This window comes from Nereida sp. NH-UV-3, assembly GCF_042939535.1.
In the GTDB taxonomy this organism is placed as follows: Bacteria; Pseudomonadota; Alphaproteobacteria; order Rhodobacterales; family Rhodobacteraceae; genus Nereida; species Nereida ignava.
On record NZ_CP132157.1, the window covers coordinates 700,478 to 720,990 of the forward strand.

Below are 20,513 nucleotides of genomic sequence, written 5' to 3' on the forward strand. Positions count from 1 at the left end.
AGCGCAACGTAGCTGACACATTTGTGCGCAAGGATACCCCATGAAAGATGCAAGCCCCCAAACCATTTACTTGGCTGACTACACAGTTCCCGCGTATCTCGTGGACAGTGTGCATTTAACGTTCCAGCTGCACCCAACGGCAACACGGGTGACCTCAAAGATAGCATTTCGCCCTAACCCAGAAAGTGCGGACCGCGCTTTCCATCTACACGGCGAGCACATGAAACTGATATCGGCGCGCATTGACGGCCAACTTGTTGATGTGAGCCTCACGCCCTATGGCCTTACTGCGGATGTGCCTGACGCACCGTTCACCTGGGAAGCGGAAGTCGAGATTGATCCACAGTCTAACACCGCACTTGAAGGGCTTTACTTGTCCAACGGAATGTTCTGCACCCAATGTGAGGCTGAAGGCTTTCGCCGTATCACGTATTACCCGGACCGGCCCGATGTTATGTCAGTCTTCACCGTCCGCATCATATCTGATCTGCCCGTTCTATTATCAAACGGTAACCCAACAGACAGTGGTGACGGCTGGGCCGAGTGGCACGATCCATGGCCAAAGCCCGCGTATTTGTTCGCGCTTGTTGCCGGTGATCTGGTCGCGCATTCAGACAGATTTACAACATCCGAAGGCCGCGATGTGGCGCTCAATATTTATGTGCGTGCAGATGACATCGACAAATGCGCATTTGGAATGGAGGCGCTTAAAGCCTCGATGATATGGGATGAACGTATTTACGGACGCGCCTATGACCTGGACATCTTCAACATCGTTGCCGTCGACGACTTCAACATGGGCGCGATGGAAAATAAGGGGCTGAACATCTTCAATTCCTCTGCGGTCTTGGCCAGCCCCGAAACCGCCACCGATGCCAACTTTGAGCGTATCGAGGCAATCATCGCCCATGAATATTTCCACAACTGGACTGGTAACCGGATCACCTGTCGTGACTGGTTCCAGCTATGTCTCAAAGAAGGGCTTACTGTATTCAGGGATCAGCAATTCACTGCAGACACCCGTGATCCCGCTGTCGCGCGCATCAATGACGTAAACGCCCTACGCGGACGGCAGTTTCGCGAAGATGCTGGCCCACTGTCACACGCAGTACGCCCTGATAGTTTTGTAGAGATCAACAATTTCTACACCGCCACAATCTACGAAAAAGGCGCCGAGATCATCCGCATGTTGATGACGATCTTGGGTGAAGAGGACTATTACAAAGGCCTGACTGAGTATTCCGAACGGCACGATGGGCAGGCCGTCACGATTGAGGATTTCTTTGCCTGCTTTGGCGATGATCCGCGTTTGGCGGGATTCTCTCGCTGGTGGCACCAATCGGGCACGCCGCACGTGACCATAGAACAAGCATGGCAGGGCAGTGAGTTGACGCTTACAGCACGCCAAGAAACGCCCCCTTCTGCGCAGCAACAGCACAAAGAAGCCCTTCCGATCCCCTTAGCAGTCGGGTTGATTGATGCAGATGGTCGCGACCTGACGCCTACCAATGTCTTGATGCTGAACGAAACCACACAAAGCTGGACGATCGATACCCGCACCACCTCTCCAGCTTGGCAGGACAGCACCGCATCCGCAAGCGACCAGCAGAACAGCGGCGCGCCCGACACCCCCACCCTTTCGCTCAACCGTGGTTTTGCCGCGCCAATCATTTTGCACGCAGATCAAAGCGAGAATGACCTGCTTCGTCTCATGGCCCATGACAGCGATACATTCAGCGCGTGGGAAGCAGGCCGGACCTTGGCGTTGAATACTCTTGGTGACATGGCGCGCGGCATCAAAACCCCGTCCGATGCTTACGTCGATGCGTGGTGCTTGAGCCTGCGCAGCGAAGACCGCGCGCCCGCGTTTCGCGCACTGGCCAGCGCGTTGCCTTCTACGATGGACATCGCCACGCACATCAAATCCCAAGGACACACACCCGACCCACAAGCAATTTATGATGCGCGCGAAACTTTGAGCCAGCAATTTGCGGAGGCCGCCCAAGATAGCTTGCAAAGGCTCCTTGCGCAGCACCAAGTCACCCAAGCCTACCGCCCAGATGCGGAGCAATCAGGCAAACGCGCGCTTTGTGGTCGTATCTTGGGGCTGATCACGCGTCTTGATGGCGGTGCCGAGGCTGCAAAACAGCACGCCAACGCCGACAACATGACGAACCAACTCACTGCATTGGGCTGCCTTATTGGCACCGAGCATGCCACGAAAGCCCTTGAGGCCTTTTACCAACAATGGGCCCACGAGCGGCTGGTCATCGACAAATGGTTCGGCATTCAGATCGGCCAAGCAGCACCCGCTGAAGCCAGCAAAGTCGCTAAGTTTCTCACAGAACACGAGGCCTTCAACGTCAAGAACCCCAACAGGTTCCGCGCGACACTCGGCGCACTTGCCGCCAATACTGCAGGTTTTCATGCGGCGGATGGCAGCGGGTATGCGCTATTGGCCGATTGGCTCATTACGCTGGATGGGATCAATCCACAGACCACGGCACGGATGACTTCTGCATTTGAAACATGGGCCATGTGGGACAGCGCCCGCGGCGAGAAAATGCGCGTTGAAATGAAGCGCATTCTGTCAACGCCAAACCTGAGCAGTGACACCACAGAAATGATAACGCGGATACTTGGATAGATTATATTTAGGGGGCTACCGCGGTTCCGCACCAATGGACCTCGGCTCAATGCTGGAAATAATACACAAACCCATCGCTGACTGGGCCGTGCTCACTTGCTCCTGCTTACGGGCACCGTTAGAAGCGACGTCGAAAACCAAGAGGATACGTCTATGTTGGATCTGAGCCACACTGCCCCCAAACCCAAAGTGATCGCAGGCGCGAAACATGACTGGGAACTGGTGATTGGGCTAGAAGTCCATGCTCAGGTCGCGACAAAGGCAAAGCTTTTCTCTGCAAGCTCAACACAGTTCGGCGCAGAGCCAAATGCCAACGTTGCATTCGTTGATGCGGGCATGCCGGGTATGTTGCCTGTCATTAACGAAGAATGTGTCGCCCAAGCTGTCCGTACCGGCCTTGGTTTGCGCGCAGATATCAATCTTTACTCGGCTTTTGATCGGAAAAACTATTTCTACCCTGATCTGCCGCAAGGCTATCAAATTTCTCAACTCTATCACCCCATTGTGGGGGAAGGTGAGGTTCTGGTCGAGCTTGGTGACGGAACTGCGCGGGTTGTGCGCATCGAGCGTATCCACCTTGAGCAAGACGCCGGAAAATCGATCCACGACATGGACCCAAATATGAGTTTCGTGGATCTTAACCGCACAGGTGTGGCCCTGATGGAGATCGTCAGCCGCCCCAATATTCGCGGCCCCGAGGAAGCCGCCGCATACGTCAGTAAACTGCGCCAAATTATGCGTTATCTCGGTACATGTGATGGCAACATGCAGAACGGCAACCTGCGTGCAGATGTAAACGTTTCTGTATGTCGTCCAGGCGCGTACGAGAAATACATGGAAACCCAAGATTTTGACCATCTTGGCACCCGTTGTGAGATCAAGAATATGAACTCACTGCGCTTTATTCAGCAAGCGATCGAATATGAAGCACGCCGCCAAATCGCAATCGTCGAAGACGGTGGTAGTGTCACGCAAGAAACTCGCCTTTATGATCCAGACAAGGGCGAAACACGCTCGATGCGTTCTAAAGAAGAGGCGCACGATTACCGATATTTCCCTGATCCAGACTTGCTCCCCCTCGAGATTGAGCAATCATGGGTCGACGACCTGGCCGCAAATTTACCCGAGCTACCGGATGCCAAAAAAGCACGGTTTATAAGTGACTTCGGACTGTCCGATTATGATGCATCTGTGCTGACGGCTGATACAGAAAATGCAGCATTTTTTGAAAAAACTGCCGATGGCCAAGACGGAAAGCTGGCGGCGAACTGGGTAATCAACGAACTGTTTGGTCGCCTGAAAAAAGACGACAAAGACATCACTGAAAGTCCTGTCAGCCCCGAACAACTGGGCGGCGTGATTGCTCTGATTAGCAAGGGTGACATCAGCGGCAAGATCGCAAAAGACTTATTCGAAATCGTCTACACAGACGGTGGCGACCCTGCCGTGATTGTTGAAGAACGGGGCATGAAACAGGTTACTGATTTGGGTGCCATCGAAAAAGCCGTTGATGAAATCATCGCAGCTAACCCTGACCAAGTCGCCAAAGCCAAGGAAAACCCCAAACTTGCAGGCTGGTTCGTTGGCCAAGTCATGAAGGCTACCGGCGGTAAAGCAAACCCGAAAGCTGTGAACGAATTGGTCGCCCGCAAACTACAGGGTTAAACGATTACTGTGTTTGGGAGAGACGCGCGCCATGCCTCAATTTGAGTATAAAGTTCTGCCTGCTCCGACAAAGGGAAAGCGCAACCGTGGCAGCAAAGGTAGCGCGGGACGGCTTGCGTTTGCCGTTCAGGAAATGATCAATGATCTGGCGCTCAGCGGGTGGGAGTATCAACGCTCTGACACCCTTCCCATGCAAGAACGCAGCGGATTGGCTGGGCGTGTGACCGTCTACCACAACATGCTTGTGTTCAGACGCCCCGTGGACGACGCACCACACGAACAATCACTGGCAGTGCCACGCAAATCAGAACCTGACGACAATATTTTCGAGGCTGATGCCCACGACAGCGAAACGCCCTGACTACTTGATATCAATCGAGAATGCGTGAATTTCAGCCATCAAATCAGCGCCAACAGCAGCGTGGATCGCGCGGTGTTTTGCAATCCGGCTACCGGTCAATGCATCACTTTTGATGATCACATGAAAGTGGCTTTCGCCGCCGTCTTGATAGCCTGAATGACCGCGATGTGCCTCTGATTGATCTTCCACGATCAACTGCTCTGGGGACAAAGCCTGAAGAGCCACCTCGATCCGTTCTTTGCGTGTCATTCTATTCGTCATATTCTTGATTTCACCCCTTTCGCCTCGCTGTCAAAACACTATTCTTATCGCTCCGAGTCGGACACCACTTTCTGAAGGATGTTGAAGATGAAAAAAGACGATCCATTTGGCTTTGATATGTCTGTGTCTTCTGCAAAGAAAAAAAACCCGCGCGGACGCCGCGGGATGTCTGGTGCATCGGAAACATCTACCCGCGTATGCGATCGGCCGGGCTGTGAAGAACGCGGCCAATATCGCGCCCCCAAAAGCCCCGATATTTTGGACGACTACTTTTGGTTTTGTAAAGATCACGTGCGCGAATACAATCTGAAGTGGAACTTCTTCGACGGCACATCCGAAGAAAGCTTTGCCGAGCAAATGGACAAAGATCGGGTTTGGGACCGCGAAACAAAACCTTTCCGCACACCTGATGAACAGCGCGCATGGGCGCGTCTTGGGGTCGATGACCCACACCAAGTTTTGGGCGCGAACGCCACGCAAAACCTTGGCCGAACATCCGGGACAACAACGCGCCGCCTGCCCCCAACCGAGCGCCGCGCCATCGAGATTTTGGAAGCCAAGGACCACTGGACCAAGACAGAAATTCGTAAGTCTTACAAAGCACTTATCAAGATATTGCACCCCGACATGAACGGTGGCGACCGTTCAGACGAAGACAAGCTACAAGAGGTTGTCTGGGCGTGGGATCAGATCAAAGATAGCCGCAATTTTAAGTAAATCTGCGCAGCTTACTTTTGCTCTGGTAACGTTTTCGAAAGCACGTCTCTGCTAGGGCTCCCCACGTAACACAAACGCGTGGGGTTCGATATGCGGCATTGGTCTTTAGGACGTCAAATTATGGGGGGCATGATTGTCCTACAAATCTTGGCATTCGCAGTCTTTAGTTTTGGTATTTTCAAGACAGAGCATCAGGGGGCCGAGCAAGACCGCTATTTCAAGCTAACTGACCACTTGTCACGAGTTGATGCGCTTAGCTTCAAATATACCGCCGTTGACGCGTCCTTACGCACGTACAACGCCTCGCCTTCCATAGACACGCTAGAGCAACTGGTTGCCCAACTTGACACCACCCAGACCGAAGTGGAGATCCTCCAGCAAACACTCGGCTCAGCATCAAACATTACGGGTAAGCTGGCTGAACTAAATACGACATTAAACGCGTTCGACACTGATGTTGTGGCACTGAAACAAGCGCAAACAAAATTCAGAGAAGCCAACACGTCGCTGCGCGACATTGGGGACGAACAAATCAAGCAAACGAAGGCCGTTATTGAGGCGGCTTACGCAATTGGTGACAGCTTTTCCGCATACCGTGGTAACTTGGCGCTCATTGATGCCATGACAGCGCAAACCTTCGTACGTGACTTTCTGGCGACCGGTAATCCCGAACTGCTTGAAGATGCCCGCGCATTGCTCGCGACTTCCGCTGATAATGTCTCTCAAATTATCCAACGGACCCAAAACAAGCCTTATCAGGTCTTCGCAATTGAAGTCGAAAAGCTGCTCAGTGGCTATGTCACAGTGATTGATCAGCTGACCGCGTCTCGCACGGAACGACGCAGTCTTTACGCGACAATCGATAGTCACAACATCACTGCGCGCAGCCTACTTGCTCAACTTGTACAGCAGACCGCAAAAGCTGATACAACCAACCGGGCTGAGCTTGCTGCAGAAAAGGACAGTTCAGTCCTTACGTTCGCCATCGCGTCGGGCGCGGTACTTCTATTCGGGTTGATATCTTCCGCAGCTTTTGTAGCCAACTTGCGCCGTGATATCTCAAGCTCAATTTCAGAAATGATGGCCGTAGCAGACGGTGATTTCGACCTAGAGGTCAGCGGGTTAGACCGCAAAAACGAGCTTGGCCAGATCGCACGTGCATTGGATGTTCTGCGTAAAGAAGGGGCGCGCGCCAAAGAACTGACACGCCAGAATGCAAAAGAAGCCAACAAACGGATCGAGCTTGAGCAAGCAAATGCCCAGCAACGTGAAGCGCAGCTCAAGAAAGAACGTGAGCAGCAAGAAAAAGAGGCCAAACGAATAGCCGTTGAAAATGCTGAAATGGTCAGGTTGCGCGCCGACATCGCAAACGTGGTGGATGCTGCGTCAGACGGCGATTTCACAAAACGGATCGTATCAAAGTTTGAAGACCGTGATTTGCAGAACGTAGCCGCCTCCATAAATGCGCTGGTTGCTCAAGTTGAAGACGGGCTACAAACTACGGGCCTTGTGATGGAGCGCTTGGCATCAGGTGACGTAGGGGCGCGTATGGAGGGTACTTTCCACGGTGCTTTTGCAAGGCTGCAAGAAACCGTAAACGAAACGGTACAGTCGCTCGCGCAGCTGGTGAGCACCATTCAAACGGACTGCTCACAGCTTGACCACCAATCTGCTGATATGACGCTAAGCTCGAACGACATGGCCAAACGCGCTGAACAGCAGGCAAGTGCTCTGGAAGAAACCACAGCTGCCATGTTGCAGATCAAAGACCGCGTTGACCAATCCACAAAAACACTTGGTGACATCAGCCGATTTGCAGATACCACCTCTATGGAGGCCGAAAACGCCAGTAACGTCGTTTCAAAAGCTGTGGATGCAATGAAAGACATCGAAACCGCATCTGGTGAAATAAGTAAAATTGTCGGCGTGATCGATGAAATCGCTTTTCAAACAAACCTTCTTGCCCTCAATGCGTCGGTTGAGGCCGCCCGCGCCGGCGAAGCGGGTAAAGGTTTCTCTGTAGTCGCAACAGAAGTGCGCGCGCTAGCACAGCGCTCGGCCAATGCGTCTAGTGATATCAGAACGCTGATCGAAACCAACGTCAGCGATGTAACAAAAGGTGCCGCCTTAGTGGGCAACACGGGAGACGCACTGACAAACATTCTGGCACAGGTTCAGAAGATGTCCGCAAATCTTGGCGATTTGCGTGAAGGTAGTGAAGTGCAAGTGGGTGGTCTTACGGAAATTTCGACTGCCCTTGAAGCATTGGACAAGCTGACGCAGCATAACGCCAATATTGCACTCACGGGGCGCGAGACTGCGCAGAACCTAAAATCGCAAGTGGCCAACATCCAAGGCGCGATTTCCGTCTTCCAACACAGCGACGCAAACGCAAACGGAGGAGGCACATCTCACTATGCGGATGTGGGCGCCGCCTAACGGGAGTATTTTAGCCCTAGCCCTTGCCGAGACTTGGATTATGTTGCACCCAACGACGCAACAACATGACAAGACGTAGGTAGGACCCTTTCAAATGGCTGACGGAATGATCGATATTGAAGCAAAGCCCACCAAACCAATTTCGGTTCGTGAAACATTTGGTATCGACGTGGATATGGTGGTTCACGGGTTTGAAGAAGCCTCTGACCGCGTGCCGGAGTTGGACCCTACGTACAAATTTGATCACGATACAACTTTGGCGATCCTCGCGGGGTTCGAACATAACCGCCGCGTGATGATTCAGGGCTATCATGGCACCGGCAAATCTACCCATATCGAGCAAGTTGCGGCGCGCCTGAATTGGCCCTCCGTGCGGGTGAACCTCGACAGCCACATCAGCCGAATTGATCTTATTGGTAAAGACGCAATTAAGCTGCGTGACGGCAAGCAGGTCACTGATTTCCAAGAGGGCATTCTGCCTTGGGCTCTGCGCACGCCAACTGCAATTGTTTTTGATGAATATGACGCCGGTCGTGCAGATGTGATGTTCGTGATCCAACGAGTATTGGAGGTAGACGGCAAACTTACACTGCTCGACCAAAACAAAGTGATCACACCGCACCCGTATTTCCGTATCTTCGCAACAGCCAACACCGTCGGTTTGGGCGATACAACGGGACTTTATCACGGCACGCAGCAAATCAACCAAGGTCAAATGGACCGCTGGTCACTTGTCTCAACGTTGAACTACCTATCTGTTGAGAAAGAAGCCTCGATTGTTCTTGCTAAATCGCCTTACTACGACACAGATCACGGGCGCAAAACACTTCAACAAATGGTACAGGTCGCAGACCTTTCGCGTACTGCATTTATGAACGGTGACCTCTCAACGGTTATGTCCCCGCGCACAGTCATTGCTTGGGCACAAAACGCAGAAATTTTTGGTAACGTTGGCTATGCTTTCAGACTTTCGTTCTTGAACAAATGTGACGAGCTCGAACGCCAGACAGTCGCCGAATTCTACCAACGCTGCTTTGACGAAGAGCTTCCTGAAAGCGCTGCAAACGCCAGCCTGGGCTGAGGCAAAGGGCTGACGATAGGCCAACAGGCGTCCCCATGGGACGCCACCCACGCCCCAATTTTTGCTCAATATTTCGATTGTGCCCTACGCCAATCGCACTAGATTGCTGATCATGACGAAAAACAACGACAACCCCGCGGACCCGTTCAAAAAGGCACTCGCCGAGGCCACAAAAGTAATGGCCAACGACCCAGATTTGTCCGTCAGCTTTTCAGTCGACCCACCCGGAGCAACAAACGAAACGATCCGTCTGCCCCAGATCAGCCGCCGCATGACCCGCGATGAGGTGCTGCTTGCGCGTGGCACTGCGGATGCTTTGGCACTACGCCATAAGTTTCACGATCCATCAACGCACAACCGCTACGTTCCAGATGGACAGATGGCCCGCGATATTTACGAGGCTATGGAAACGGCTCGGATTGAAGCAGTTGGCGCCGAATACATGCCAGGCACCGCTTCGAATATCGATGTGAAAATTACCAATGACGCGCTGCGCAAAGGCTATGACCAAATCAAAGAACCCGCAGAAGCGCCCCTCGCGGTTGCCGCGGGCTACCTGATCCGTCATCTCGCAACGGGTCGCCCACTTCCTGCCGGTGCACAAAATGTGATGGAGCTGTGGCGTGGATTTATAGAGGACCGCGCAGGTGGCACTCTCGAAAACCTGTCAGAGATGCTGCAAGACCAGCAAAGTTTCTCGAAGTTTGCACGTCAGATCATTGATGACTTGGGCTACGGCGATCAGCTTGGTGATGATCCCGACGACTTTGAGGATGACGAAGCAGACGACAGCGACGGCGCATCTGAGGACCCCCAAGAGCCTGATAGCACTGGCTCGGATGATGACACTGGTGAGGAAGAAGCCGAGGCCAACCCTGAGCAAAGCCAAGAACAGCAACAGGATGCTGCGCAGTCATCAGTTCAGCTTGATGATGCCGCTGAGCAAGACATGGGCGAAGAGACCGAAATGCCCGAAGGCGAGGCCCCTACTGAGCCACCGGCGCCACAGCCCATTTCCGATGCAGACCCCCTTTACGAGGCTTGGTCGACAGAGCACGATGAAGAAATCCGCGCCGAAGATCTTGCCGAACCTGCCGAGTTGGAAAGACTGCGCGCTTATCTTGACCAGCAGCTTGACCCTTTAAAGGGCGCGGTTTCGCGCCTTGCGAACAAGCTTCAGCGCCGCCTTCAAGCACAGCAAAACCGAAGCTGGGAATTTGATCTTGAGGAAGGCACCCTGGACGCAGGCCGCTTGGCACGCGTGATTGCGAACCCGACCACCCCGCTTTCATTCAAAGTTGAAAAAGACACAGAGTTCCGTGACACAGTCGTAACACTGCTACTCGACAACTCCGGCTCCATGCGTGGGCGGCCTATCTCGATTGCGGCAATTTGTGCAGATGTCATGGCGCGAACGCTTGAGCGTTGTCAGGTGAAAGTAGAAATTCTGGGGTTCACGACGCGGGCGTGGAAAGGTGGACTTTGCCGTGAAAACTGGCTCGCGGATGGGCGTCCACAGCAGCCAGGCCGCCTAAACGATTTGCGCCACATCATTTATAAATCGGCTGATTCACCATGGCGGCGTGCGCGGCCAAACCTTGGCCTTATGATGAAAGAAGGCTTGCTGAAAGAGAACATTGATGGCGAGGCGCTTGAGTGGGCGCATCGGCGCATGATCTCGCGACCAGAAGCGCGCAAAGTGTTGATGGTGATTTCAGACGGCGCACCCGTTGATGATGCGACCTTGTCCGTCAACCCTGCCAACTATCTTGAAAAACACTTACGCGACGTGATTGCTATGGTTGAAAAACGTAAGGCAGTTGAACTGGTTGCGATCGGTATTGGGCACGATGTAACCCGCTATTACGATCGCGCGGTCACGATCACGGACGTTGAACAACTTGCTGGCGCGATGACCGAACAACTGGCCTCGCTGTTTGACACGGACCCACGCGCCCGCGCCAAAGTACTGGGAATGAGGAAAGCCGGATAATGCATCAAGCCTTTGTAACGCGCACACGCCCCCAAGACGGACCGCCACGATTGGCCGCACTCCGGAATGAAATGCAGCGCGCAAAGGTTGACGCTTTCCTTGTGCCCCGCGCCGACGCCCATCAAGGCGAATACGTAAATGATCACGATGCACGGCTTAGCTGGCTGACAAGTTTCACAGGCTCTGCGGGTGAATGTCTTGTGACAGCGACCTCAGCCACGATGTTGGTTGATGGGCGCTACACGTTACAAGCGCGCACCCAATGCGCCGATGACTTTGAGGTGATCCTGAGCACCGAAACGCCACGCCATGAATGGCTGCGCAACACGCTCGAGAGCGGCAATACGGTTGCCTATGATCCTTGGCTGCACACCGCCGGCGAAATTGAAGCGCTGACAAAAGCCTTGGACGGATCGGGCATTGCGTTGCGCGCAACTGAGAACCTGATCGACAATATCTGGGCGGGCCAACCTGAGAGGCCGCAGGGTCAAGTTATCGCATACCCCGAAGATCTTGCCGGCAAAACATCCCGAGAAAAATGTCGTACTTTGGCGGCTGAGTTGTCAAAAGCGGGTCACAGCGCTGCGGTACTAACGCTCCCTGATAGCATTTGTTGGCTTTTGAACATCCGCGGCAGCGACATTCCCCGCAACCCCATTGTCCAAGCGTTTGCGATTTTGCATGCCACCGGTGCTGTTGAGCTTTTCAGCGATACCCAAAAATTTGCAAAACTTAAGCCTCAAGAAGGGCTGACTTTGCGAGAGCGGGGCGAATTTGAGCAAGCCTTACAGGCCTTACAAGGTGATGTGCTTGTTGATAAATCAAGCATTCCTGTCGCCGTGGTGTCGCAGCTTGCCCGGCCTGTACTGGCCCGTGATCCATGCATCTTGCCGAAAGCATGCAAGAACGAGGCGGAACTAAGCGGTACCAAGTCCGCACATATCCGTGACGCCGCTGCCATGGTTGAGTTTTTGGCATGGCTGGACGCCGCGGATCACAGCACACTTAGTGAAATTGACGTTGTCACAAAACTCGAAAGCTTTCGCGAGGCAACCGGCGCGCTGCGCGACATCAGTTTTGAAACCATCTGTGGCTCAGGGCCCAATGGTGCGATTGTTCATTACCGCGTAACTGAAGAAACCAACCGCAAGCTTGATACAAACTCAATGCTGCTGATCGACAGCGGTGGGCAATATATCGACGGAACAACCGATATCACTCGCACGGTTGCGCTTGGCACACCGACTGCCGAGATGACGAAATGTTTTACGGCAGTTTTACGCGGTATGATTGCTGTGTCGCGGGTTAAGTTTCCGAAAGGGGCCGCAGGCCGTGATCTTGACCCCCTCGCGCGGCAGTTTTTGTGGTCGGAGGGTTTGGATTTCGGTCATGGCACTGGCCACGGCGTCGGTGTGTACCTGTGTGTCCATGAGGGCCCGCAGCGGATTAGCCGCGCCTCGCACGAGCCTTTGCAAGCAGGCATGATTTTGTCGAATGAGCCCGGCTACTACGTCGAGGACAAATTTGGCATCCGCATCGAAAATTTGGTGATTGTACGTGATGCAGAACAGACCCGAACACCAATGATGTGTTTTGAAACACTGACATGGGTTCCAATTGATCGCCGATTGATAGATACAGACACTCTGAGCGCAGATGAACGCGCGTGGCTCAATGCATATCACGCGGACATTAGTCGTAAATTATCAGGTAAACTGTCAAAATCAGCGGCGGCATGGCTTGAGCAGGCTACGGCGCCTCTTTGAAAGGATCACATATGACCAACACCATTAACGTTCGCCGTGCAGATACAACGACAGTCGTCCGTGTGGCTGGTGCAGTCATCGGCGAAACCCGTGACGCACTGATCCTGAGCGAAGGTGATTTGGCAGAAGTGATGTACTTTCCCGTTACAGACGTGGCGATGGCCTTTTTGGATACCTCAGAGACAGTGACCAACTGCCCCGCCAAGGGCGCTGCGAGCCACTACACCATTCAGACAAAATCCGGTTCTCTTGAAGACGCCGCTTGGTCGTATGAAAACCCTACCGAAGCAGCCATGCGCATCAAAGGGCACATCGCTTTTGACACATCGCGGGTCACTGTCGAGAACGTCTAAGCTTTAGCTGTGCTCTTCGGCGGCAGTTTCGGCCAGCGCCTTGTTGTACGCACGTAGGGCATCCACTTGAAAAAGCGCGCCCCACAATTCAGGTGGCGCATCTTCACCACCCAATGTGACGACGGGAATAAAGCTGATATTTGAGGCCTCGAACAAAGGCATCGCCTGCTCAAGCGTTGCGTTCCCGTCCACATAGACCCCCTGTTCGATCAGCTCCCAGCAGTGTTCTGTGCTTGCAGCGTTCTCGTCGGACACGGGGCGCATGACGTTCGCCACGTTAAATAGTGCCAACAAATAGGCCTGTGGCCCTGCCGCAAGGTGGATGTTACGCCGTTCAAGCTGAGACAAAAAGAACGAATGATCCACCAACCGACTGGCCACAGCCGTAGAAAGTGACACTGCAACCATCACCGCCAGTCCAGTTTGCCAATCTCCGGTAAGCTCGAACACAATCAAAGTCGTTGAAATCGGTGCGCCTAAAACTGCAGCTGCGACAGCCCCCATGCCCGCCAAGGCATAAAGCGTCGTAGCACCCGATACATCGGGAAGCAGCGCGGTTGCCACATATCCAAATGTCAGCCCTGTCAGCGCACCCACCATCAAAGACGGCGAAAATACCCCGCCCCCCATCCGGCCAGCCATGGTGATCGCTACAGCAACTACTTTCAGCACTGCAAATACAAGCGCTTCGTGCCAGAGCAGGCTTCCTGTAAGCGCTGCCGAAGTAGTCTCGTAGCCCACGCCAATGATGTGCGGAAAGCCGATAGCCAAAACGCCCAAAGCGAGACCGGCGAACGCAGGGCGTAGATACCGCGGTATCGCAAACCGCGCCTGCCAGCGTGTCGTGACATCATCCGCCCAGAAAATTGTCCGCATCATGACAACGGCTACCAAGCCGCATGTCAGGCCCAGCATCAAAAAAGCAGGCAATTCTTGGTAAAATGACAGGGTGTTCGCTTGGCTTAGTGTGAATTCGGTCACGTCGCCAAACATCAATCGATTGATCACCGTACCCGCAGCCGAGGCGATCACGATCGGTGCAAACGCATGGACGGCGAAGTGCCGTAAGATCACCTCAAGCGCAAAAAGTGCACCTGCAATTGGGGCGTTAAAACTGGCCGATACAGCAGCGGCCACCGCACACCCCAACAGATCACGCCCCGTAATTCCGTCTGCTTTAATCCAATTGCTAACCCACGTCGAAAGAACCGCTGCCATGTGCACCACAGGTCCTTCGCGGCCTGTTGAGCCACCAGTTGAAAGCGTAATCAGCGACGCTGCCGCTGATGCCAATCCGGCACGCCGTTCAACGCGCCCCTCGTTCATCGCAGCGCCTTCTATAACGTCTGCAACACTGCGCACGCGTCCATCCTCGGTGAAGTTATGCAATATAAGTCCCACGATAAGCCCGCCAATCACGGGCGGCGTCACAAGCCAGATCCAATGCAGGTCTGCCGCAAACGAATGAATACGCTGAATATCAGGCGCGCCGTAGACCCAGCTTTGCAACGCAGTGATGCCTTTACGAAAGAAAACAGCGGCAAAACCCGCAGCAATACCGACCCCAAGTGCGATGAACCAAAACTGGATTTGACTGGGGCCGTTCGCGCGGATCAGGCGGATCACATCACGCAGCGTGTGCGCTGCCTGACGAAGTGACGCACGCAGGTTTTGCCACACCCCTGATGTACCGCCACCAAGCATCAGCCACCCAGCAAAGCGCGGGCCGCGCCACGCGCCTCGTCGGTAATTTTGTCGCCAGAAAGCATTCGTGCTAGCTCATCAACGCGGTCGCCCGCGTTTAATGGCACAACCGTCGATGTGGTAATGTCCCCGTCTGCTCCTGCAGTCACGCGCTTTTCTACACGCCAATGATGCGCGCCCAATGCCGCAACTTGGGGACTGTGTGTCACAACCAAAACTTGCCCCGCACTCGCGACTTCAGCCAATCGGCGACCAACAGCATCCGCTGTGGCACCCCCGACCCCACGATCAATCTCGTCGAAGATCATGGTCAGCCCTGTCGTAGACCGCGTCAAACATACTTTCAGCGCCAATAAGAAACGGCTCAATTCGCCACCAGACGCAATCTTGTTAAGCGGGCCTGAGGGCGCGCCCGGGTTGGTCGCCACGCGAAAAGCAACTTCGTCTTTGCCGGTCGGCCCAGAATCACAAGGCGTGACATCGGTGGTGAAAACCGCGCGCTCCATCTTCAAAGGCGCAAGCTCTGCCGACATTGCGGCATCAAGATTAGCAGCGGCCAGTTGGCGTTGCGCGGTCAATGCGTCAGCGGCACGATCATACGTCTTTTGCGCCGCAGCCAATGCTGCCTCAAGATCGGAAATCTTGTGCGCCCCACCATCCAGAGCCTGCAGTTTGATACGCAACTCATCTGCAAACGCGGCCAAATCATCAGGCAACACGTCGTGTTTGCGCGCAAGAGCACGGATCGCAAAAAGCCGCTCTTCGGTGTCTTCAAGCTCGGACGGATTAAACGCCAGACTATCAAGCACACGGTCTACGCCTGCTTGTGCATCGGCAAGTTCTGACATGGCTCGCGAAAGCGCTGCAACGGGCTCATCAAGGCCGCCTTCTGCGCCGCTCGCGGCATCATCAAGCCAACGCATCGCCGCATCCAGCTGCGCTTCTGCGCCGTCACGCCCCATGGCAGTGTGCGCACGGGCAATATCATCACGAATTTTCTCTGCGCCTTGCATCAAACGTCGGCGCGTATCGAGTGCGGCTTCTTCGCCGGGCTCAGGGGCAAGCGCATCCAGCTCCCCCACAGCGTGGCGCAAAAATTCTTCTTCGTCTTTAACGGCGACCAGCTCAGCCCGAGCCGCATCTAACGCACGGTTTGCAACCCGAACGTTTCGCCAATCGGCCGCCACATCAGACAGCGCAGCCTCAAGGCCTGCAAATTCATCAAGCAAAGCACGGTGGCCGCGCGCATTCAGCAAACCGCGATCATCATGTTGTCCGTGCAATTCAACCAAAGTCTCGGACACAGCGCGTAGCACCTCACCGCTGGCTCGGCGGTCGTTGATCCACGCGGTTTTGCGCCCATCGCGAGTATTCACCCGGCGCAGGATCAGCTCATCCTCAACGTCCCATCCCGCTTCACGCAAAACATCAAACGCCGCATGATCCGGTGACAGCTCAAACCACGCGGTCACTTCCCCTTGGTCAGCTCCTTGACGGACCAATTCCGCACGTCCACGCCAGCCCAATACAAAGCCAAGACTATCGAGAAGAATGGATTTACCCGCACCGGTTTCGCCCGTCAAAACGTTGAGCCCCGCGCTGAAGTTCAACTCCAGTCGGTCAATGATAAGCATGTCCCGTATGTCGAGCCCGCGCAGCATCTTCGTGCTACAGCCATTCGCCCTTGAGAACCTGACGGTAAATTTGGCGCAACCAGCTGTCTCCGCTGGCCTCTGCCTCAAGACCGTTACTCGTCAACAAATTGAAACTATCTTGATACCAGTCCGTTGACTGGAAATTATACCCAAGGATCGCACCGGCTGTTTTTGCTTCATCAGCCAAGCCAAGTGACACGTAGCTTTCGACCAAGCGGTGTAACGCTTCGGGTGTGTGTGAAGTTGTTTGGAAATCTTCAACAACCACGCGAAAGCGGTTAATGGCCGCCGTAAAGTGGCCTTTGCGCAAGTAATAACGGCCAATTTCCATCTCCTTGGCCGCAAGGTGATCAAAAGCCAGATCAAACTTCAAAATTGAAGAGCGGGCATATTCCGTATCAGGATAACGCTCGATCACAGTGCGCAATGCCTGCAACGCCTGAAACGTCAAACCTTGGTCGCGACCGATCTCATCAATCTGGTCGTAAAAGCTAAGCGCCAAGAGGTACTGCGCATATGCCGCATCCTCATCTGCAGGATAAAAGTCAATAAATCGCTGTGCCGCTGCGCGTGAACTTGGGTAATCACGGTCTTTGTGGAACGCGAATGCCTGCATGATCAGACCGCGCTTGGCCCACTCAGAATAAGGATAAAGCCGCTCGACCTCGCCAAAAAAGCGCGCAGCTTCTTCGGGGTTGCTCTCGGCAAGTTCAAATTCACCACGTTGGTAGATTTCTTCGGCGGTGTAGGATTCCAACGGGCGATCACGCCCTTCGTTTGACAGCGCCGCACAGCCAGCAATAGCGACAAGCCCAACTACCGCAACAGTTGCGCGTGCTGCACGGGCGTAGCGGCCCTGTATTTGGGGCGATTTTCGTTTTACTCGTGACTGCGTCGCGCGTTCCCGCATGGCCCGTCGATCCCTCTCTCGGTCCTTTAACAAAATGTGTAAAGACTGCTCAAAGATTTATCCAGAGGCTATCCGCAGTGACGCGCCCAGAACATAAACAAAAACGATTGATCAGCAGGCTTGCGGCAGATCCAACACCTCAACACCTGCGCCCGGAAGGCCAGATGCCATTTCAGGTGTGCATGTGACAACTTCAAAGGCGCTTGGGTCCGCAAAGAGCGCGCGCAACAGACGGTTCGTCATTGCGTGCCCTGCGCGAACGCCGGTGTACCGGCCCAAAATAGGGTGCCCTGCAAGCGACAAATCACCCAACGCATCGAGCATTTTGTGACGTACCGCTTCATCCGCGTGGCGAAACCCACCTGGCGAGAGGACTGCGTCACCATCAACAACAACCGCGTTGGTCAATGTGCCACCCAACGCCAAACCATTTGAGCGCATCGCGTCCACGTCTGATTGACGGCAGAACGTACGGCTGTCGGACAGCTCACGCACAAACGTGCCGTTGCGCAGATTGAGGTGCTTGCGCTGTCGACCAATCGCGCCGTCCGCAAAATCAATTGAGAAATCTATTTCAAGCGCATCTGAAGGGGAGAGTGATGCAGTCGCACCGTCTACTGTAACTTCAATGTCTTTCAGAATTCGGATCGCTTGCAGCGGCGCGCCCAAAGTCTGCACGCCCGCGTTCAGGAAAGATTGTGCAAAAGTGACCGAACTGCCGTCCAGAATGGGCACTTCGCCACCATCAATTTCGATCATCGCATTATGAATACCGCAGCCGGTCAATGCCGCCATAACGTGCTCAACCGTCGAAACCGTTACACCAGCATCATTGACCAACAACGTGCATAGCGGAGAAATTTCTACGCGGTCCCACGTGGCTGGGATCAAATTGTCTTTCGAGGACGCCACATCCGTGCGGCGAAACCAGATACCGTAATTCGCAGAGGCAGGCGCGACTGTCATACGCACAGCGCGGCCAGAGTGCAGGCCGGTGCCGGTAAATGTAACAGGGGTACGCAATGTTGTTTGCAAGATGTGCCTCAGACAGGTGATGCTTTTGTGCAACCTTGCTATGAAAAGCCCGCCAAAGTCACAATTAACAGTTTGTAACGTTTTGTAACAGTCGATCTGCGGCTCGGCGGAACCTCGCCATACTTTTCGTCAAGTCATTAATATCAAATAAAAAAGGCCGCCTCCAAAGGAAGCGGCCCGTTGAAGTTATTTAGCTAAACCTAGTTTGCTTGACGGCGCAAGAACGCAGGAATTTCGATGCGGTCTTGCTCGGCATTTGTGCTTTGCTCATCATCATATGCTTCTTGAACCGGAGGCTGCTGGCGCATCGCCGCCGGTGCAGAACGCTCAGACTGCTCTGCTCCACCAGTCATGCGACCAATTAGGCTGTTGATGCCAAAACGAGGACGCTCTGCTGCTTCGGGCGCTTGCGGCGCAGGGGCTGCAGTTGGAGCAGGCTGCGCTTCACGTGCCGGCGTGTTGGACACGGCTGCATTCAAACGCGCAAGCGCTTCCGCAGAGGGCTGCCCAGGTGCAGGCGCTTGCGGCGCGACATACTGCTCGGCCGCAGGCGCCTCAGGTGCTGGCTGGTACGCGGGAGGAGGTACGTCACCGCCAGCAGAAGAAGCGTCAAAGATGTTCTCTGCGGCATCAGCCTCGACAGGCTGCTCAGCGTCAAGCTCGTTAAACAGGCTCGGCTCTGCCGTGGCTTCACGCGCGGCTACTGGTGCGGGCTGAGCTGGCTCTGGTTGAGCGGCCTGTTGTGGCGCAGCAGGTGTAGCGCTGGCGCGGCGTGGGGCAGGCATATCGTGTACACTGGTGGCAGCGTCGATACCGGTTGCCACAACGCTGACCCGCATGATGCCATCGAGAGTTGTGTCCAAAGTTGAACCGACGATGATATTTGCATCCGCGTCCACTTTGTCACGGATAACATTTGCCGCTTCATCCAGTTCGAACAATGTAAGATCGTAACCGCCAGTGATGTTGATGAGCACGCCATTCGCGCCGTTGAGGCTGATCTCGTCGAGAAGTGGGTTCGCGATGGCTTTCTCTGCAGCCTGCTGCGCACGATCCTCGCCAGACGCCTCGCCTGTTCCCATCATCGCCTTGCCCATTTCGTCCATCACAGCGCGAACATCTGCAAAGTCGAGGTTGATCAGACCGGGGCGGACCATCAAATCAGTCACGCCTTTCACGCCTTGATAAAGGACATCGTCAGCCATCGAGAAAGCTTCGGTGAACGTAGTTTTTTCATTCGCCAAGCGGAACAGGTTTTGGTTCGGAATGATGATCAGCGTGTCGACCATCTTTTGCAGTGCCTCAATACCTTCTTCAGCCTGACGCATGCGTTTTGCACCCTCAAACTGGAACGGCTTTGTAACCACACCAACAGTCAAAACACCCAACTCACGCGCCGCTTGCGCGATGATTGGCGCCGCACCTGTACCGGTGCCACCACCCATCCCAGCGGTAATAAAGCACATGTGCGCACCCGCAAGGTGGTCAACGATTTGCTCAATGCTTTCTTCGGCAGCGGCAGCACCAACAGACGCGCGCGCCCCAGCACCAAGGCCTTCGGTTACTTTTACACCAAGCTGGATTTTCGATGGCGCGCCAGACTGCTGCAATGCCTGCGCGTCTGTATTGGCAATCACGAACTCAACACCCTCAAGGGCTTTTTCGATCATGTTATCAACAGCGTTACCGCCAGCACCCCCAACACCGAAAACAGTGATGCGGGGTTTGAGATCTTCTTGTCCGGGCATGGAGAGATTAAGTGCCATAGTGATATATCCGCCTGAGTTCGCCGCAGCCCCCAAATTTCTGGATGCGGCTCGTTTTCAACATTGTGCTCGCCCTGCTTTTCCAGGTGCGTACTGCCTTCATTGGAGAGTATGATACCGCGACAATTGGCGCGCGTCACCTGAAAAACGGTGATTTCAG

The 20,513-nt window shown here is 54.3% G+C and carries 15 protein-coding genes; 9 read left to right on the plus strand and 6 right to left on the minus strand.

Going from position 1 to position 20,513, the window contains the following annotated elements; translation table 11 throughout:
* Positions 1-40: 40 nt before the first annotated feature.
* From pepN to NeNHUV3_RS03410, 3 genes are all read left to right on the plus strand, one after another.
* A complete protein-coding gene (gene pepN / locus NeNHUV3_RS03400) occupies positions 41-2,647 on the plus strand; it encodes an aminopeptidase N (RefSeq protein WP_391482511.1) in 2,607 nt (868 codons plus the stop codon).
* A gap of 153 nt (positions 2,648-2,800) precedes the next feature.
* A complete protein-coding gene (gene gatB, locus NeNHUV3_RS03405) occupies positions 2,801-4,312 on the plus strand; it encodes an Asp-tRNA(Asn)/Glu-tRNA(Gln) amidotransferase subunit GatB (RefSeq protein WP_391482512.1) in 1,512 nt (503 codons plus the stop codon).
* Positions 4,313-4,343: 31 nt separating this feature from the next.
* Positions 4,344-4,673, plus strand: coding sequence for a DUF4177 domain-containing protein (locus NeNHUV3_RS03410; protein ID WP_391482513.1), 330 nt, complete (start codon positions 4,344-4,346; stop codon positions 4,671-4,673).
* Here the strand turns inward: NeNHUV3_RS03410 and NeNHUV3_RS03415 are convergent, their stop codons facing one another.
* Positions 4,674-4,934 (minus strand): BolA family protein, encoded by a 261-nt coding sequence (locus NeNHUV3_RS03415; protein WP_391482514.1) that lies wholly within the window; start codon positions 4,932-4,934, stop codon positions 4,674-4,676. It lies immediately after the preceding gene.
* 87 nt (positions 4,935-5,021) lie between these two features.
* On the opposite strand from NeNHUV3_RS03415, the gene NeNHUV3_RS03420 reads away from it, so the two are divergent.
* The 6 genes from NeNHUV3_RS03420 (at position 5,022) to NeNHUV3_RS03445 (ending at position 13,283) form a co-directional block, all read left to right on the plus strand.
* Complete coding sequence (locus tag NeNHUV3_RS03420; protein WP_048597887.1) at positions 5,022-5,651, plus strand: DnaJ domain-containing protein; 630 nt, start codon at positions 5,022-5,024, stop codon at positions 5,649-5,651.
* Between the two features lie 90 nt (positions 5,652-5,741).
* Positions 5,742-8,090: a methyl-accepting chemotaxis protein gene (locus NeNHUV3_RS03425; RefSeq protein ID WP_391482515.1), complete on the plus strand. Its 2,349-nt coding sequence runs from the start codon at positions 5,742-5,744 to the stop codon at positions 8,088-8,090.
* Positions 8,091-8,184: 94 nt separating this feature from the next.
* On the plus strand, positions 8,185-9,171 hold the full coding sequence (gene cobS, locus NeNHUV3_RS03430) for a cobaltochelatase subunit CobS (protein ID WP_391482517.1): 987 nt from the start codon (positions 8,185-8,187) through the stop codon (positions 9,169-9,171).
* Between the two features lie 112 nt (positions 9,172-9,283).
* Entirely contained in the window at positions 9,284-11,164 is a 1,881-nt protein-coding gene (gene cobT, locus NeNHUV3_RS03435) for a cobaltochelatase subunit CobT (protein WP_391482518.1), read from the plus strand.
* Positions 11,164-12,930, plus strand: a complete 1,767-nt coding sequence (locus NeNHUV3_RS03440; RefSeq protein ID WP_391482520.1) for an aminopeptidase P family protein — start codon at positions 11,164-11,166, stop codon at positions 12,928-12,930. Before cobT ends, NeNHUV3_RS03440 begins: the two co-directional genes overlap by 1 nt.
* 11 nt (positions 12,931-12,941) lie before the next feature.
* On the plus strand, positions 12,942-13,283 hold the full coding sequence (locus NeNHUV3_RS03445; RefSeq protein WP_391482522.1) for a DUF427 domain-containing protein: 342 nt from the start codon (positions 12,942-12,944) through the stop codon (positions 13,281-13,283).
* 3 nt (positions 13,284-13,286) lie between these two features.
* Here the strand turns inward: NeNHUV3_RS03445 and NeNHUV3_RS03450 are convergent, their stop codons facing one another.
* The 5 genes from NeNHUV3_RS03450 to ftsZ all read right to left on the minus strand — a co-directional run bounded on the left by NeNHUV3_RS03450 (position 13,287) and on the right by ftsZ (position 20,353).
* On the minus strand, positions 13,287-14,987 hold the full coding sequence (locus tag NeNHUV3_RS03450; RefSeq protein WP_391482524.1) for a chloride channel protein: 1,701 nt from the start codon (positions 14,985-14,987) through the stop codon (positions 13,287-13,289).
* Positions 14,987-16,648, minus strand: a complete 1,662-nt coding sequence (gene recN, locus NeNHUV3_RS03455; RefSeq protein WP_391482526.1) for a DNA repair protein RecN — start codon at positions 16,646-16,648, stop codon at positions 14,987-14,989. Before recN ends, NeNHUV3_RS03450 begins: the two co-directional genes overlap by 1 nt.
* Positions 16,649-16,655: 7 nt before the next feature.
* The gene (locus tag NeNHUV3_RS03460) at positions 16,656-17,552 is read right to left on the minus strand and encodes an outer membrane protein assembly factor BamD (protein WP_082136603.1); all 897 of its coding nucleotides are present in this window, start codon (positions 17,550-17,552) and stop codon (positions 16,656-16,658) included.
* Between the two features lie 111 nt (positions 17,553-17,663).
* Positions 17,664-18,587, minus strand: a complete 924-nt coding sequence (gene lpxC / locus NeNHUV3_RS03465; RefSeq protein WP_391482528.1) for a UDP-3-O-acyl-N-acetylglucosamine deacetylase — start codon at positions 18,585-18,587, stop codon at positions 17,664-17,666.
* Positions 18,588-18,787: 200 nt separating this feature from the next.
* Positions 18,788-20,353 carry a cell division protein FtsZ gene (ftsZ, locus tag NeNHUV3_RS03470; protein WP_391482530.1) on the minus strand — a complete coding sequence of 522 codons (1,566 nt, stop codon included), beginning with the start codon at positions 20,351-20,353 and terminating at the stop codon, positions 18,788-18,790.
* Positions 20,354-20,513 lie beyond the last annotated feature (160 nt).